This is a genomic window from Neoroseomonas terrae (assembly GCF_018129025.1).
In the GTDB taxonomy this organism is placed as follows: domain Bacteria; phylum Pseudomonadota; class Alphaproteobacteria; order Acetobacterales; family Acetobacteraceae; genus Neoroseomonas; species Neoroseomonas terrae.
Genome location: NZ_JAAEDI010000014.1, coordinates 108,816 through 123,571 on the forward strand (window position 1 = coordinate 108,816; position 14,756 = coordinate 123,571).

General features: G+C 67.1%; 9 protein-coding genes. 2 read left to right on the plus strand and 7 right to left on the minus strand.

The annotated features are described in order from the left end of the window. The first annotated feature begins 3 nt into the window (after positions 1 to 3). A complete protein-coding gene (locus GXW78_RS14345; protein ID WP_211869507.1) occupies positions 4 to 1,134 on the plus strand; it encodes an alginate O-acetyltransferase AlgX-related protein in 1,131 nt (376 codons plus the stop codon). Between the two features lie 36 nt (positions 1,135 to 1,170). On the opposite strand, the gene GXW78_RS27990 is transcribed toward GXW78_RS14345, so the two are convergent. The 7 genes from GXW78_RS27990 to GXW78_RS14380 form a co-directional block, all read right to left on the minus strand. Further along, positions 1,171 to 3,075, minus strand: coding sequence for a class I SAM-dependent methyltransferase (locus tag GXW78_RS27990; RefSeq protein ID WP_246522197.1), 1,905 nt, complete (start codon positions 3,073 to 3,075; stop codon positions 1,171 to 1,173). A 57-nt stretch (positions 3,076 to 3,132) separates the two neighbouring features. After that, complete coding sequence (locus GXW78_RS14355; RefSeq protein WP_211869508.1) at positions 3,133 to 5,913, minus strand: FkbM family methyltransferase; 2,781 nt, start codon at positions 5,911 to 5,913, stop codon at positions 3,133 to 3,135. Beyond that, positions 5,900 to 9,583, minus strand: a complete 3,684-nt coding sequence (locus tag GXW78_RS14360; RefSeq protein ID WP_211869509.1) for an FkbM family methyltransferase — start codon at positions 9,581 to 9,583, stop codon at positions 5,900 to 5,902. Before GXW78_RS14360 ends, GXW78_RS14355 begins: the two co-directional genes overlap by 14 nt. Before the next feature lie 186 nt (positions 9,584 to 9,769). Further along, the gene (locus GXW78_RS14365) at positions 9,770 to 11,413 is read right to left on the minus strand and encodes a glycosyltransferase family 2 protein (RefSeq protein WP_211869510.1); all 1,644 of its coding nucleotides are present in this window, start codon (positions 11,411 to 11,413) and stop codon (positions 9,770 to 9,772) included. Between the two features lie 15 nt (positions 11,414 to 11,428). Then, a complete protein-coding gene (locus tag GXW78_RS14370) occupies positions 11,429 to 11,788 on the minus strand; it encodes an NAD-dependent epimerase/dehydratase family protein (RefSeq protein ID WP_211869511.1) in 360 nt (119 codons plus the stop codon). A gap of 272 nt (positions 11,789 to 12,060) precedes the next feature. Continuing rightward, a complete protein-coding gene (locus GXW78_RS14375) occupies positions 12,061 to 12,558 on the minus strand; it encodes a DUF4126 family protein (RefSeq protein WP_211869512.1) in 498 nt (165 codons plus the stop codon). Between the two features lie 210 nt (positions 12,559 to 12,768). After that, on the minus strand, positions 12,769 to 13,449 hold the full coding sequence (locus tag GXW78_RS14380; protein ID WP_211869513.1) for a DUF4142 domain-containing protein: 681 nt from the start codon (positions 13,447 to 13,449) through the stop codon (positions 12,769 to 12,771). Positions 13,450 to 13,793: 344 nt separating this feature from the next. Between GXW78_RS14380 and GXW78_RS14385 the strand changes: the two genes are divergently transcribed. Continuing rightward, positions 13,794 to 14,756 (plus strand): Bug family tripartite tricarboxylate transporter substrate binding protein, encoded by a 963-nt coding sequence (locus tag GXW78_RS14385; protein WP_246522199.1) that lies wholly within the window; start codon positions 13,794 to 13,796, stop codon positions 14,754 to 14,756.

Genomic DNA, 14,756 nt, shown 5'->3' on the forward strand with positions numbered 1-14,756 from the left:
CCCATGTTCTTCCGGTATCGCCGCGGATGGTTCCTCTGCCTGGTGGCCCTGCTCGCCGTGCCGCTGATTACCGGTGTGGTGTTCCCCAATACCATGCGCTCCCCCGATGAACTGCGCCCCCCTGCCGAAGCGCCCGCCATGCCGCGGGGCTGGCTCGAATGGATCACATTTCCAGCGCGGGTCGATCCCTGGCTGCGCGATAACTTCGGGCTTCGCCGCCACATGATCCATGCTCAGGCCTTGGTGGCGCACTGGCTGCTGGCCAGTGGCAATGACTCTGTGTTGATCGGCAAGCGCTGGCAGCTTTTCTATCGCGCAGAGGGAGCCGTTGAGCAGAGCGCCGGGCACCTGATCCGTGCGGATCAGGTGCGGCAGACGGCAGATCTCGTTCGCCAAGTCGATACGATACTCGCCGCGCGCGGAATCGGGTTCATCTTCGGCGTCCCCCCGAACGGCAGCACGATCTATGACGACTTGCTGCCGCGCTGGGCTCGGCGCGGCGATCGGACAACTGAATACGACCTGCTGATGACGGAACTGCGCGAGCGCGGCGTCAGGACCCTCGACATGCGCCCTAGCCTTCGTGCCGCGCGGCAGGCCGGGCGCGTCTATTTTCGCTATGACACGCACTGGAACCCGGCGGGTTCGCTGGCCGGATACAACGCCGTAGTCGCCGCCATGGGACGCGAATCATGGCGGGTTGATCGGCCTACGATCTTCGGGCCTACGACACGGCGCAGCGGCAGCGACCTCAGCCGTCTGCTCGGCCTGGGCGCCGATCTGTCCGAGCCCGTCCGCTACCTCACGATCCCGATGCCTCAGGGCGAGACCTTGCCGGGTAACCCACCCTTTCCACCCCCCTTCGTCACCACATCCGATCGGGTCGAAGGGCCGACGATCATGATCATCGGCGATTCCTTCTCCAACGTCGAAATTCTGATGCTGACCGCGCAGAATGCCCGGCGCGTCGTTTGGCTGCATCACGAGGGCTGTCACTTCGACTGGAAGTGGATCGACCAGTTCCAGCCCGACGAGATCTGGTGGCTGCCCGTCGAGCGGGCCATGCTCTGCTGGACCGACCGGCGCCCCAGGAACATGCCCGAGGCGCCCGCCGCGCCGCCTTCGCCCCGATAGGATCCGCCCCGGCGACCGGGGCGGCCGGCACAAGGCCTATAGCGGCTTCCGCGCGATGAAGACGCTGTTCGCGCCGCCGAGATACATGAACTGCGCCGACCAGTAGAACAGGCCCTCCGCGTCGCTGAAGCCGACGGCGGACAGGTCTTCGATGATCTTCCACCCAAAATACTGGAAGCACAGGCTGCCGCCCTCCGGATCAACCGGATTGCCGTGGAACTCGGGTTCCATCAGATGCTCGATGGAGCCGTCAGGGCGCAGCACCGCACGCACCAGGTGGCTGTGAAGATCCTCGCGGAATGGTGCCGTGAAAAGCAGCGAACCTCCCGGCTTCAGGCAGCGCCAGAACTCCGCGAGAGCCTGCCGCGCATCGGGAACATGTTCGAGCACATCGAAGCTCAGGATCAGGTCCAGGCCCGCATCGGGAAAGCTCAGCCGATGAACGTCCTCGTGACGCAGGCCGTCCACGATCTCGCCCGGGGTGTGGCCCGGGCCCAGGTACTCGCTGCCAACGACGAAGGGAAAGCGCTGGCGCAGCCAGTCATGCAGCGGCGTGACCTGCTCGGTGATGTAGATGCGGTCGTGCTGCCGCGGCCGGAGTTCCTGCCAGAGGAGATGCAAAGAAGCCCGCAGCCGGTTGCCGAGGCCGCAGCCCGTGCAGGCCAGGTGCTCCCGCCAGTTCGGCAGGGTGCGCCCGTCCGGCAGTCGTCCGGTCGCGTAGTTGAAGTTGACCTGAAGCGGCCGCGTGCCGCCGCAGACGACGCACTGGCCTTCGACCGTGAACCCCGCCTCGCCGGACTCGTTTGGCACCAGGCTCGCCTCGAAGGCACGGCGTCGCGCCATCTTCGGCGCGAGGTCGGCCGCGAACGCCGACATCTCGCCCTGGGAACGTGCGCGCAGCACCGGCAGGTTGGGTGCCCGGGCCTCGATGGTGAGAGGCCGCGAGGACGCCGCGGCGCCTTTCACCGCGGTGAAGTCCTGCAGCGAACTCGGGCTGTGCTCGTTCTCCTGCCCGGCACCATTCCAGCGGAAGGCATAGGGGATGCGCCGGTAGTCCTCTCGCCCAAAGCGCCTTACTTCGGACCGATATTGCTCAAACAGCGTTCCGACGTCGCGCAGTGCCTCCGTGCGGAACTGCTGGCTGTGACGACTGAAGCTCGAATCCTCATCGACCGCCGAACCGCTGAAATGGAAGAAGCGAAGCGGCGCGCCGTTGACCTTCCAGCCGCCGGCGCTTGGTTCCGCCGGCGCCCGAACCGTTCGCTGCGCAAGATTCCAATAAGCCACATTGTAGCCGGGATGGCGCAGGATGGCGGTGTGCTCGATGAAGGCCGGCAGCAGGTCCGCCCATTTCTGATCGACGAAGAATCCCGCTGCGAGATCGATGATGCAGTGCGTCTCGAGCCGGCGCGCCCACCATGCCGCAACACGGCGCACCGTAGCCGTATCGCGCAGCGCACAGAAACCGAGGTTGTAGATGCCGAACCGCAGCATCTTCGATTCATCCATCTCGGCATACTCCGCGGGCTCACAGAGATGCGGCGTCAGGACGCAATCCGCCCCGCCGTCTGACAGCAGGGTGTGCAGTTCCTCCAGCGGCGACATGACCCATATATCCGGATCGAAATAGGCGACGGCCGCGCCGGGGTGCCGATCGAACAGCGTCAGAAAGGCGAAAGGTTTGATGGCGGTGTTGAGCTCCGTGATGTTGTATCGCTCGGTCATCTGAGCGAGCTGCGGGATTCCCAGATCACTCATGCGGAGGATGTCGAAGGGCAGGCCGTCGAAATCGACGCCAGTCGGCTCGTCGCACAGGGCGACGTAGAAGTGGACCCCCGGATGATGTCGTCTCAGGCTGTCATGCAACACCTGCGCCTGGGCCAGGAAGTTTCTCGAACAGATCGTGAAGGCGATGAAGGCTGGTGCAACTGCCGGCTCCATGTCGCTGCCATCTAAGCGGCCTGCTGGCTCTCTCATCATGAAGACATCCATCTTCGATCATTTGGTGGCCGGGAGGCCCAGCGCGTGAAGCATCTCGGCCAGCCGACGCGCGCCTGCGTCGACCGAGAATTTTGCCTGCGCCTGCGCATGGCCGCCGGCGGAGAGTCTGGCCCACAGCGTCGGATCTTCGTGCAGGTCGCAGATCCGCGCGGCGAAGGATTCCGGCGTGTCCGCGATGGCAACGTCGCGGCCGTCCTGTAGGTGCATTCCCTCCGCCGCCATCGGCGTGGCCACGCAGGGGGTGCCGGCGGCGAGGCTTGATGCCACCTTGCCCTTGGCACCCGCGCCGTAACGCAGAGGTGCGACCGTCAGGCGCAGGCCGTCGAACCAGGGCTCGAGATCGGGCAGGGGGCCGAGATAGCGGACGCCGGGTGGCATCTGCGACCGTAGATCCTCCGGCAGGTCCGCCCCGACAATCGACATCGTCGCGTGCGGTAGACGCTGCGCCACGTGTGGCCAGATTTCGTCAAGCAGATACCGCACTGCATCGACGTTCGGCGTATGTTCGAAGCCACCGACGAAACCCAAGCCGCTGCGGCCTGCGAAGCCGGGGATGGCCGCCGCCGGGCGGACTGGGCGCGCGAGCGGCATTTCGAACACCGCCGAACCGGGCACGTCGCGCAACAGCACGGCGCGTTCGGCGGAGGAGACGACAATCGTCGCGTCGGCTTGGCGCGTCAGATAGTATTCTCGCTCCCGGGTCGTCTCCGAAAGGCGCATTTCCTCCAGGTTGCCGGTCAGCCGCGCTTCTCGGTCCTCTCGCATATGGTGCAGATCGACCGTGTTGAAGACGACCTTTGCGCGCGGCGCATGCCGGCGGACGGCTTCGAGATAGCGGCCACCGTGATAGACGCGCGAAAGGATGCACAGCGTCAGCGTCTCACCGTCGCTGCGAAGGAAGGCCTGGATCGAGGGTGTGAGTCGCGGCGTCAGGCAGATGATGCCTTCTGCTTCCAGGCTGTCGCGATAGGAAGACGACTCACGGAAAGAATGATCCCCCACGAACACGACCTCATAGCCGAATTCGCGCAGCGTGCGGGCCTGGAGCACGGCGTCGACCGATCCCGAATCGCGATCCGGCCTGGGCCAGCGACTGTCGATGATAAGGGCACGCGGTTTGGCAGGGGGCGGCAGACAGGCCCGCCCGCCATCCTTGACGACAACCGGTTCCACGAAGGTAGGCCGCCAGCCTGTAGGTGCGACCGGCAGCAGTGGCGGCTTGTGACCTGACGAGGGGGAGAAGGCCTTGGTTTTGCCGGCGTTCGGCCGGACCGCGGCACCCTGGCCGGTCGCGTGGTTGGCCGTTGCATCGCGGTACAGACGCAGGCGGTGCGGGAGTTGCAGGGAGATGGTCCACCAGAGCAGCTTGGCGCTGCGACCCACGGCGCGGCGCAGGCTGGTGGGCAGGCGCTGCCCGATGCGGCGGATCGGGTTGGTAGCGCGCCAGAGTGTGCTGTTCTCGATAGCCCGCAGGCGGTCCTGACTGGACTGAAGTTCCGACCGCGCACCACGTTCGGCGGCGGCGCGGGCCTCGGCCCGGGCGACGGCCGCGGTGATTTCCGCGCGCAGCGTCGCGGCCTCGGCCTGGGCCTGCGCGATGGCGGCCGCGTTTTCCGCATGCAGCGCCGCCGCCTTGTCATCGGCCTGCGCGATGGCGGCCGCGTTTTCCGCGTGCAGCGCCGCCGTCTTGCCATCGGCCTGCGCGATGGCGGCCGCGCTTTCCGAGCGCAGCGCCGCGGCCTCGGCCCTGGCCGCGCCATGGGCCTCCATCTCGCGGCGCAATCGCTCCTCCAACCCGCTCACCCGCTGGTCGAGGCGCAGCGAGAGGTAGCGGCGGCAATCCGCCGCGCTCAGCGCGACCAGATTGAAGTAATCGGGACCGCCGGGTTCGGTGCCGTCATCGCCGGCGTGCAATTCGCGCCCGATCCCGCTCTCACCGAGATGGAAGAGGCGATAGCCCCACTCTCGCAGTTGGGTCAGCAGCGCCTCGGCGGTGGTGCCACTGACCCGGCTCAGCCAATGGGGGAAGACCTCGACCAGCAGGACCGGCCGATCGCGGGCAATCAGCGCCTGCGCGCCCCGCAGCACCAGCGGTTCGGCCCCTTCCACGTCGATCTTGATCAGCCGCACCGGACCCTCGATGCCAAGCGCATCCAGCGGTCGAACCGGCACCCGACCCAGCGAAACCGCGCCCTCCGGCATGGCGCCGGGGACGAGGAAGCTGTGGCCGGGATTGCGTTCATCCGGCGCCCAGGCCAACTCGATCGCCCCTTCCTCGGCGCCAAGCGCGATCGCCTCGATGCGGCAGCGCTCGTCGAAGCCATTGTCGGCAACGGACTGACGCAAGCGGCGGGAAAGGTCCGCCCGTGGCTCGAAGGCATGAACCCGGCCCTGGGGCCCCACCGCCTGCGCCGCAAGGATCGAGAACCACCCGATATTCGCCCCGACATCGATGAAGCCGTCGCCGGGTTCGAGCACGGTCAGGATGAAATCCGTCTCGGCCGGTTCCCACGCCCCGCGCAGGCACCCCAGCGAGACACCGTGATCGGCGAGGTCAAGCCAGAGCTTCAGGCCGTCGCGGATCTCTGCGCAGACCCACTTGCTGCGCGCGAACACGTCCACGGCCATGCGTGCGCGAAACTCCTCGCTCTCCAGCAACCGCTGCCCCAGCGCAGTCGCCGACGCCGCTTCCCGCGCCGCCGCGACCGTCACCTCACTCTCCGGCTCCCGGCCAAGGATCGCTCCATATATCGCCACAACGTCTTCACGAGTGATCATGCTGGGATCCTGAACTGTCCGCGTCGCTGGCGGGAGTTCCTGGTGTTGAAGCTCGAGCCATAGGGCCAGCGCCCGTGCCGGGGTGCAGCGGAGGTTGCAACGGCAGCGCGTTCGCGCTCTCCAGCGTCCTGGCCAGTTCGATGCAGCGCGCCGCCTCCGCCCGCTCCAGCCCGAAGACACCGGCCGCGTATTCGAGGAAGGCTCGCGCAGCCTGACGGCGTTCCGCATCGGGGCTGGAAACGCGCGCGGCCAGAGCCTGGACCTGGGCGATCTCCTCCAGATGACGGGTATGCCCCGAGGTGATCGTAAGGCCCCGCGCATGCCGCCGGTGATGGTTCAGCGCCGCCGCCTTGAAGGCAATGTCCCCGCGTTCCAGCATGCGGATATAGAACAGCCAGTCCGCCGCGTTGCGCAGGGAGACCATGGCCTCGATGGTTTCGGACAGGACAGGTAGCGCGGCATCGCGCCGCATCACCACGGCGCTCACATTGAGAATAGTGTTCTTCACGCTGAGGCAGTGTCGGATCTCCTCGCTGCCCGGGCGCCGGTAGTCGGAGGTCCAGAGCGCAGGATCCACATCGCTCGTATAGGCGACATAGTCCGGCGCGATGACCGCGCCGTGCTCGTCGATCTGCTTCGACTGCGTATAGGCCATCACGACGGCTGGATTGGCGAATTCCGGAATGAGGGAATTGAGAAAGGCCGGTTCCGAAAGATCGTCGGCCTCGGCAATCCAGACCAGCGGATACCGCGCCAATTCGACGCCCCGAGCCCATTGCCGAGACACGCTTCCAGAGTTCTGCGCATTCGGCACGATCCGCATCGGTACGGGCGACGACGCGCGCAAGGTCTCGAGAACAGCCAGGCTGTCGTCCGATGAGGCATCGTCAAGCACGATGAGTTCCGATACCTGATGGCTTTGCGCCCAGATGGAACGCACACGCTCCGGCAGGTATCTCGCATAGTTGTAGTTCGGAACGACGGCCGTCACGCGGTTGGGCGGCAGAGCCAGGGTGGCAAGGTCCCGCACATAGGCAGGAAAGCTCAGCCTGTCCGCGACGATCCGCTCGCCCGCCTGGCCTGCGTGCGCCCTGAGCACCGGATCGCGGATCAGCGCGCCGATCGCCTGGCCCATCGCTTCGGCATCTTCGAACGCCGGGGGGAGCAAGCCCGTCTCGCGGGCAAGCTCGGGCATCCCGCCGCTCCGATCGAAGCAGATGACAGGAAGCCCATGCGCGGCGGCTTCAAGCGCCGAGCTCGGAAAGGGATCCTCGCGCGAGGAAAGCAGGAAGATGTCGGCGGCGGAGAGGAACTCCTGCGGCGTCTCCGTCTTCCCCGGCAACAGGATGACATCCTGGAGGTGTTGCGCCTCAATCGCGGCGCGCAGTCCGGCCTCCACTCCCGGTTCAATGGCACCGACCCAGGCGAAGCGCGCCGCATGCCCCTCTGCGCGCAGGGCCGACGCGATGGCTGGCCATAGGTCCAGGCCCTTGCGGCGATCCCCGAAGCCGAGGCCAAGGATCAGGATCGTGTCCGGCCCCACACCCAAAGCACTGCGAATGCGCACGCGCGCCGCCTCGCGCTGATCCGGAGGCAGCGACGGGCGGTATAGCCCCTGCGGCCGAACCAGCCATCGATGCCTCGTATCTCCGAATGTTCCGATGAAGGCAGCGCGCACCGCATCATTCGGAAAGACCACGACATCGGCTTCAGCTGCGACGGTTCTCGCAGCGGCCTCCAGCCCGTACTCGCGGATGATGCCAGGCATCTCATGGACTAGGCAGATGCTTCGCAGCCCTGCCGCGGCAAGGGCAGGGATGATCTGGCCGGAGACCGTCGTATTGCAGATGACGGTCGAGACCCCGCTACCGGCCAGGTCCCGGGCCGTGGCCTCCCAGGCCTGTCGGTCGGCGAAGGGAACGAGTCGGGTGTGCGCTACCGCCGCCATCGCGTCCCGGAGCTCGCCGCCATCGCCGAGAATGATCTCGACCTCACATTCGCCCTGTCGGACCACTTCCTCGGCGATGTGCAGCACCAGCAATGGAGCGCCGTGAAAGCGGGCGTCATGAGAGATGATGGCGATGCGCTGCTCCGCTCGAGTTGTTGGCGGCTTGTGCCCTGACGAGGGGGAGAAGGCGTCGGTTTTGCCGGCGTTCGGCTGGACCGCGGCACCCTGGCCGGTCGCGTGGTGGGCCGTTGCATCGCGGTACAGGCGCAGGCGGTGCGGGAGTTGCAGGGAGATGGTCCACCAGAGCAGCTTGGCGCTGCGACCCACGGCGCGGCGCAGGCTGGTGGGCAGGCGCTGCCCGATGCGGCGGATCGGGTTGGTAGCGCGCCAGAGTGTGCTGTTCTCGATAGCCCGCAGGCGGTCCTGACTGGACTGAAGTTCCGACCGCGCGCCACGTTCGGCGGCGGCGCGGGCCTCGGCCCGGGCGCCGGCCGCGGTGATTTCCGCGCGCAGCGTCGCGGCCTCGGCCTGGGCCTGCGCGATGGCGGCCGCGTTTTCCGCATGCAGCGCCGCCGCCTTGTCATCGGCCTGCGCGATGGCGGCCGCGTTTTCCGCGTGCAGCGCCGCCGTCTTGCCATCGGCCTGCGCGATGGCGGCCGCGCTTTCCGAGCGCAGCGCCGCGGCCTCGGCCCTGGCCGCGCCATGGGCCTCCATCTCGCGGCGCAATCGCTCCTCCAACCCGCTCACCCGCTGGTCGAGGCGCAGCGAGAGGTAGCGGCGGCAATCCGCCGCGCTCAGCGCGACCAGATTGAAGTAATCGGGACCGCCGGGTTCGGTGCCGTCATCGCCGGCGTGCAATTCGCGCCCGATCCCGCTCTCACCGAGATGGAAGAGGCGATAGCCCCACTCTCGCAGTTGGGTCAGCAGCGCCTCGGCGGTGGTGCCACTGACCCGGCTCAGCCAATGGGGGAAGACCTCGACCAGCAGGACCGGCCGATCGCGGGCAATCAGCGCCTGCGCGCCCCGCAGCACCAGCGGTTCGGCCCCTTCCACGTCGATCTTGATCAGCCGCACCGGACCCTCGATGCCAAGCGCATCCAGCGGTCGAACCGGCACCCGACCCAGCGAAACCGCGCCCTCCGGCATGGCGCCGGGGACGAGGAAGCTGTGGCCGGGATTGCGTTCATCCGGCGCCCAGGCCAACTCGATCGCCCCTTCCTCGGCGCCAAGCGCGATCGCCTCGATGCGGCAGCGCTCGTCGAAGCCATTGTCGGCAACGGACTGACGCAAGCGGCGGGAAAGGTCCGCCCGTGGCTCGAAGGCATGAACCCGGCCCTGGGGCCCCACCGCCTGCGCCGCAAGGATCGAGAACCACCCGATATTCGCCCCGACATCGATGAAGCCGTCGCCGGGTTCGAGCACGGTCAGGATGAAATCCGTCTCGGCCGGTTCCCACGCCCCGCGCAGGCACCCCAGCGAGACACCGTGATCGGCGAGGTCAAGCCAGAGCTTCAGGCCGTCGCGGATCTCTGCGCAGACCCACTTGCTGCGCGCGAACACGTCCACGGCCATGCGTGCGCGAAACTCCTCGCTCTCCAGCAACCGCTGCCCCAGCGCAGTCGCCGACGCCGCTTCCCGCGCCGCCGCGACCGTCACCTCACTCTCCGGCTCCCGGCCAAGGATCGCTCCATATATCGCCACAACGTCTTCACGAGTGATCATATCAACTTGCTTTCGCAATGATGATCGATCAAGTCCTGCTTGCATTCTACCGCGTTCATGTCGGCTGCTTTCCCGACCATCCGGTTGCACGACGCTGCGCGCTGAGCTCTCGTTGGCGTGGGCGTCATCGGGATAGGGTTGTAGGGGTCGGCATCGTCCGACGACGTGAGGCGAGGGTTGGCGGTATCACGCCGCACCTTCGGGCCGGCACGGCAGATTAATCAGGAATGCCCCTGCAAGCGCGCTCTCCAACGCCTCCCTGGTCTCCATCGGCAGATCATCGCGCTCGGGACCGAGGAGCACGACGGTGTTGTAGTAACCGCGGCGCCGCCGCAGCAGTTCCAAGCTCCCGTCCAGGTCCTGAACGATGGCGCGCTCGACGTTCTCCGGCATCCCGAGGTCGGCGCCCGCCGGATCTTCCTGGGTCTTGCTTGACGCGCAGTAGGTCACGGCGAACCCCGCATCCAGCATCGCTTTGGCCACCCATTGGCCAATGGTGCGGCATGCCGCGGTGAGTACGCTTCGGCCACCAGTGGCGATAATCAGGACGCGGCCCGCCGAGCGATCTCTCATGCTGGCGATGAGCGCGGACGTCCCCGGCGCGTGATGGCTACTCGCAAGCGCCGCCGCGTGGCGCACAACGAAGCGTTTGTGGTTGCGCGTATAGAGCTTCCTTGCTCCGTCGGAGGTTGTCGCAGAGCCGTATTCGAAGTGGACGATACCGGCTGCGGGTTCGTAGCCGACGCGAAACCCGACTTCGCGGATCCGCATGCATAAATCGGTCTCCTCGAAGTAGGCGGGCGCATAGGTGGTATCCAGGCCGCCCAGGCGTTCGAACAGATCGCGCCGCACCATCAGGAACGCGCCGGAACAGTAGTCGACGTCGCGCCGGAACTTGAATTCCCAATCGCCAGGGTGGCGACCCCGCCCGTACCCTTGGGTATGCCCGTCATTCCAGATGATGCATCCGGCTTCCTGCAGGGTGCCGTCCAGCATTACGATAGGGCCGCCAACCGCCCCGAGGCTCGGCTCGGCGTCGAGCCGCGCAGCCGCGGCGGCAATTGCCCCGGGCTCGACGCGCGTGTCGTTGTTCAGGAGCAGCAGGTACGTACCGCGCGCATCCTGCGCAGCGCGGTTCACGCCGCGCAGGAAATGCAGGTTCTCCGGCGCGCGGATCACGCGCGCACCGTCGAGCCTGTCGAGCAGCGCGCCGGTCCGATCTGTCGAGTTGTTGTCAACGATGACGACCTCGGCTTCGAGGCCGGCCTCCAGCGCCAGGGAACGCAAGCAGTGCAAGGTCAGTTCGGCCTGGTTGAACAGCACGATCACTATGCTGACGCGCGGTTCTTTTGCTGCCGGCAGGGATAGTCGGTCGCCTGATGCCAGGAATTCATCCAGCTCGCGCCTGCATTGGTCGCGGAACATTCCCTTCAGCGAACTCAAGTCCCTGGGCTGCGATGCAGCTTCTGCTGCCGGGGGCGCCGCGCGCGGGCGCTGACGCGACAGGCGCGAAGCGCGCCGGATCTTCGACAACCAATCGATCAGCCGACGCAAGGGTGCTGAACGACGCGAGATCGTAGTGTTGCTAACGGCCCTAGGATTCCGGTCTGCGGAAACACGCTCGGCGCGCACGGCAACCAGCTCGGCCATAGCCAATGCCAATTGCCGGGTCACAGCGATGGCGAATGTCGCCGCCGCGTCCGTAGCAGCGATGCCTGACGAAGCAGAATGCCGCAAGCCGGCGCGATAGGGCCCTTTCTGCGAAGGCGATGGCATTTCCGCCCCGTCTGATGGGGCGCCAGCCTCTATGGATGGGACGTCCTGCTTCATACTGCGTGCAGCGCCTTAAGGACGCGCGCCAACCCGGCTTCCCAGGTGGGGGAGGGCGACGCCGAAGGTGTCGCGGAGCCCGGTCGTGTCGAGCCGTTCATCTGCGGGTCGTGTGGCCTTGCTGGGGTAGTCCGCACTCGCGATTGCCTGCGTGCGCGGGCGCGACGGCCGGTGGGTCGCCACGACCTGGCGCATCGCCGCGACGTCGCAGATGTCGGCCTTCAAATGGACATGGCGCGGGTCGCGCAGCCAGGGGCCGAGGCTCTCGGGGCTGGCGACGTGGGTCTCGCGGTGCACGTTCACCACCACCGCATCGGTGGTGGAGAGTAGCCGGCGCACCATGGTCGAGCCGATGAAGCCATAGTCGCCGGTCATCAAAAGGGGCATTTTACATTTTCGATAGCATATGAAAGTCCATTATCCTTTGTGGCAGCCTCGTTCAATGCCCGAGTTGCCTCCATAGGGACGGACTGCTGGCTCTGGCTGTGCCAATCCACCGCCAAAGGCTTGATCAACGCCGGCAGCGTCCCTGCTCATCCGTGTCGGCGGCTTATCTCGAACGGCCCTACTCGGGGGTTAGGTTATCCGGATCAGGGACACCTGAGCCGCCGCCCTCTTGATCAGTAGGGCCCGACACCGGCGGTCGGCTACTTCCTGGACAGTCGTTCCAATGATCGCAGGATCGCCGCAGCACTAGCGACAACAATCGCATCTTCAATCAGGCCCGTGCGCGTCTGCCCGTAGCGGGGCATGGTAGCAATCCGCGCGCGCCATCCCGGATAGGACGCGACGACAGCGGTCGCGCCACCGAGCGCTGCGGCGATCCAGCGCTGCCGTCGCGGCGCAAGCGAAGCACCCGCGATCGCCGATGTGATGAACCGCGCGGCCAGCCCGATTGGCACGATCCGATCGGGCGCCGACTTCATCTTGTCGCCACCGAGCTCGGCCGTAGCGAGGGCGACCGTACCCGCGACCACAAGCGGGTGCCCGATGATGCGCAGACCGCCGTTGTCCGCAGGCAGACCGCCTCGCGCCGCTGCAATGGAGACCGCTGCCAGAGGGGTCATTGCGCGCTGACCACCCACGAGGCCAATGAGAAACGACGCGAGCATGATAGCGTTCCGACGTTGCTTCAGGCGGAGCAACGCAGGCGTCAGGGATGCAGTTGCCCGATGGAGCGCGCGGGGTCCGAAATCAGCGGGCCGCCCTGGCGCATCGCGCCAACCATCCCCGTGCCATTACGCAGCGGGCCTGTTCGAGGCTAGCGACGGCCATGATGCCATGAGGACGGGCCCCGCTTGTCCTGCCGCAAGGCACCCCACCAAGGGGGGATCCAACCCCGCCGAGCAACTCCATCAGCTCGGCGCCGGCAACGCGCGCTGCATCCCTGCCAGCATGGTGAGGTGAGACCGGATGGCGGGAATGGCGACCGTCGCGAGCATGGCCTCCTCCCGTCCGGGTGGGCGCTCGGCGGTCCCTCGGTTCAGGCGAAGAAGCTCCTGGTGACCCTCGGTCTGCACCGATACGAACATCCGGTCGAAGGCGGCGCCGCTCTGCGCACGCAAAGCGCCCAGGCTCTGTTGCTGCTGAGCCGTCAGCATGTTCGGCGCGGGCGCGGAAAGGCCTGCAAGGCGCCGGGCCTCCGCGAACGCCATCTGCTCCTCGAGTTCAAGCTGCGCGAACAGCTTTACGCCCTCATCCGCAGCGGACCGCGTACCTAGCTGAGCGCTTGCCAACGCCATGGCCATCGCGGCGAGCATCTGGTCCCCCTGCTGGCCTTCCGTGGCGGCAGCGGAACGCCCTTCCATCGTCGGCTGAGGGACCCGCGACGGCGGGACGTCGGACTGTCGCGGCGGTTCCGTGGTTCGACCCTGGGGAGGCTGTCCCTGCGACCAAGCGGGGCGAAAGAGCACTGGTGCTGCAATGGCACCGAAGACGAGACGACGCATCATGTCGCGGGCTCCCTGGTTGGCGGCGGCGATCTGATTCAACCGGCCAAGGCAGGCGGCGTTCTGGGCGTGGCCCGCGAGATCCATCAACGTTCCGTGGCGCCCTGAAGGCCAAGGCAACCGGTGTCGCCTGGGGCATGTCGTCCATGCGGCGCTGGCGTGCTCGATGCGCCGCCTGGTCCCCCGGCACCGCCGCTCATCGCCCGGGAACGCCCGTCACATCCGATCTCGGCGCGCCAGGCTGTCGCTGCAGGTGGTCCTTCCTTCGCGCCGTCATCATCGCGGCTGGCTCGGCTGCGACAGGCCGCCCGGGAAGCAACAAGCGCTGCGCGGGCGCGCTTGCCGAAAGTCCTACTCGCTGCCATGCTCCATCAGAAGAAAGTCAATTGTTATTCAGTGAAAATTTGAGGCCCATGGGCCGGAGGAAAACCATGCCATCGCGACGGAATCTCCTGGCGGGCAGCCTGATCGGCCTCTCCGGGCCGGCACTGGCCGATCGTGCGTACCCCGACCGCCCCGTTCGTATCGTCGTACCTTTCCCTCCCGGCGGTCCGGTGGACGCGGGCGCACGCATCCTGGCCCGCGCCCTGACCGGCGCGGTCGGTCAGCCCGTGGTGGTCGAGAACCGTGGTGGTGCCGGCGGTGTCATCGGCGTCGATGCCGTCGCCAAGGCGCCGCCCGATGGGTACGTCCTCAGCTTCGCCAGCACAGGCGCGGTGGCGGTCAACCAGAGCCTGATCCCAAACACCCCCTATGATGTCCGTCGCGACCTCACGCCGATCGTCATCGTATCGGCGATCCCCATGCTCATCGTCGTTCAACCTTCGCTGCCGGTGCGCGATCTCGCCGGCTTCATCGCCCTCGCGCGCCAGCGGCCGCTGACCTACGGAACATCCGGCCCGGGCGGGGCGCCGCATCTCTCGGGCGAGTTGCTGAAGCAACGCGCCGGCTTTGACATGACCCACGTGCCCTATCGCGGCGCGGCACCCTGCGTGGCCGGCTTCCTGGGCGAGGAGGTCGATGCCTGCATCCTCGACCCCCTCGTCCTGCTGCCGCATGTGCGTGAGGGCAAGGCGCGCGCCGTCGCGGTGACGAGCCCGGCGCGCAGCGCCGCCATGCCCGAGGTGCCGATCGTCGCCGAGGCCGGCGTCGCCGGCGTCGAGGTTGAGAACTGGTATGCGCTGCTGGCCCCCGCCGGGACGCCGAGCGACCGCATCGACCAACTCTGGGAAATCTCCCGCGCCACCCTGAACCGCCCGGAGATAGCGCGGCTGTTCACCGACCAGGGCGGCCGGATGGTCATCAGCGGCCCCGCGGACAGCGCGGCCTTCATCCGGGCCGAAGTGGAGAAATGGGCCGAGGTCGTCCGCCTCGGCGGGCTGCGGGCGGATTGA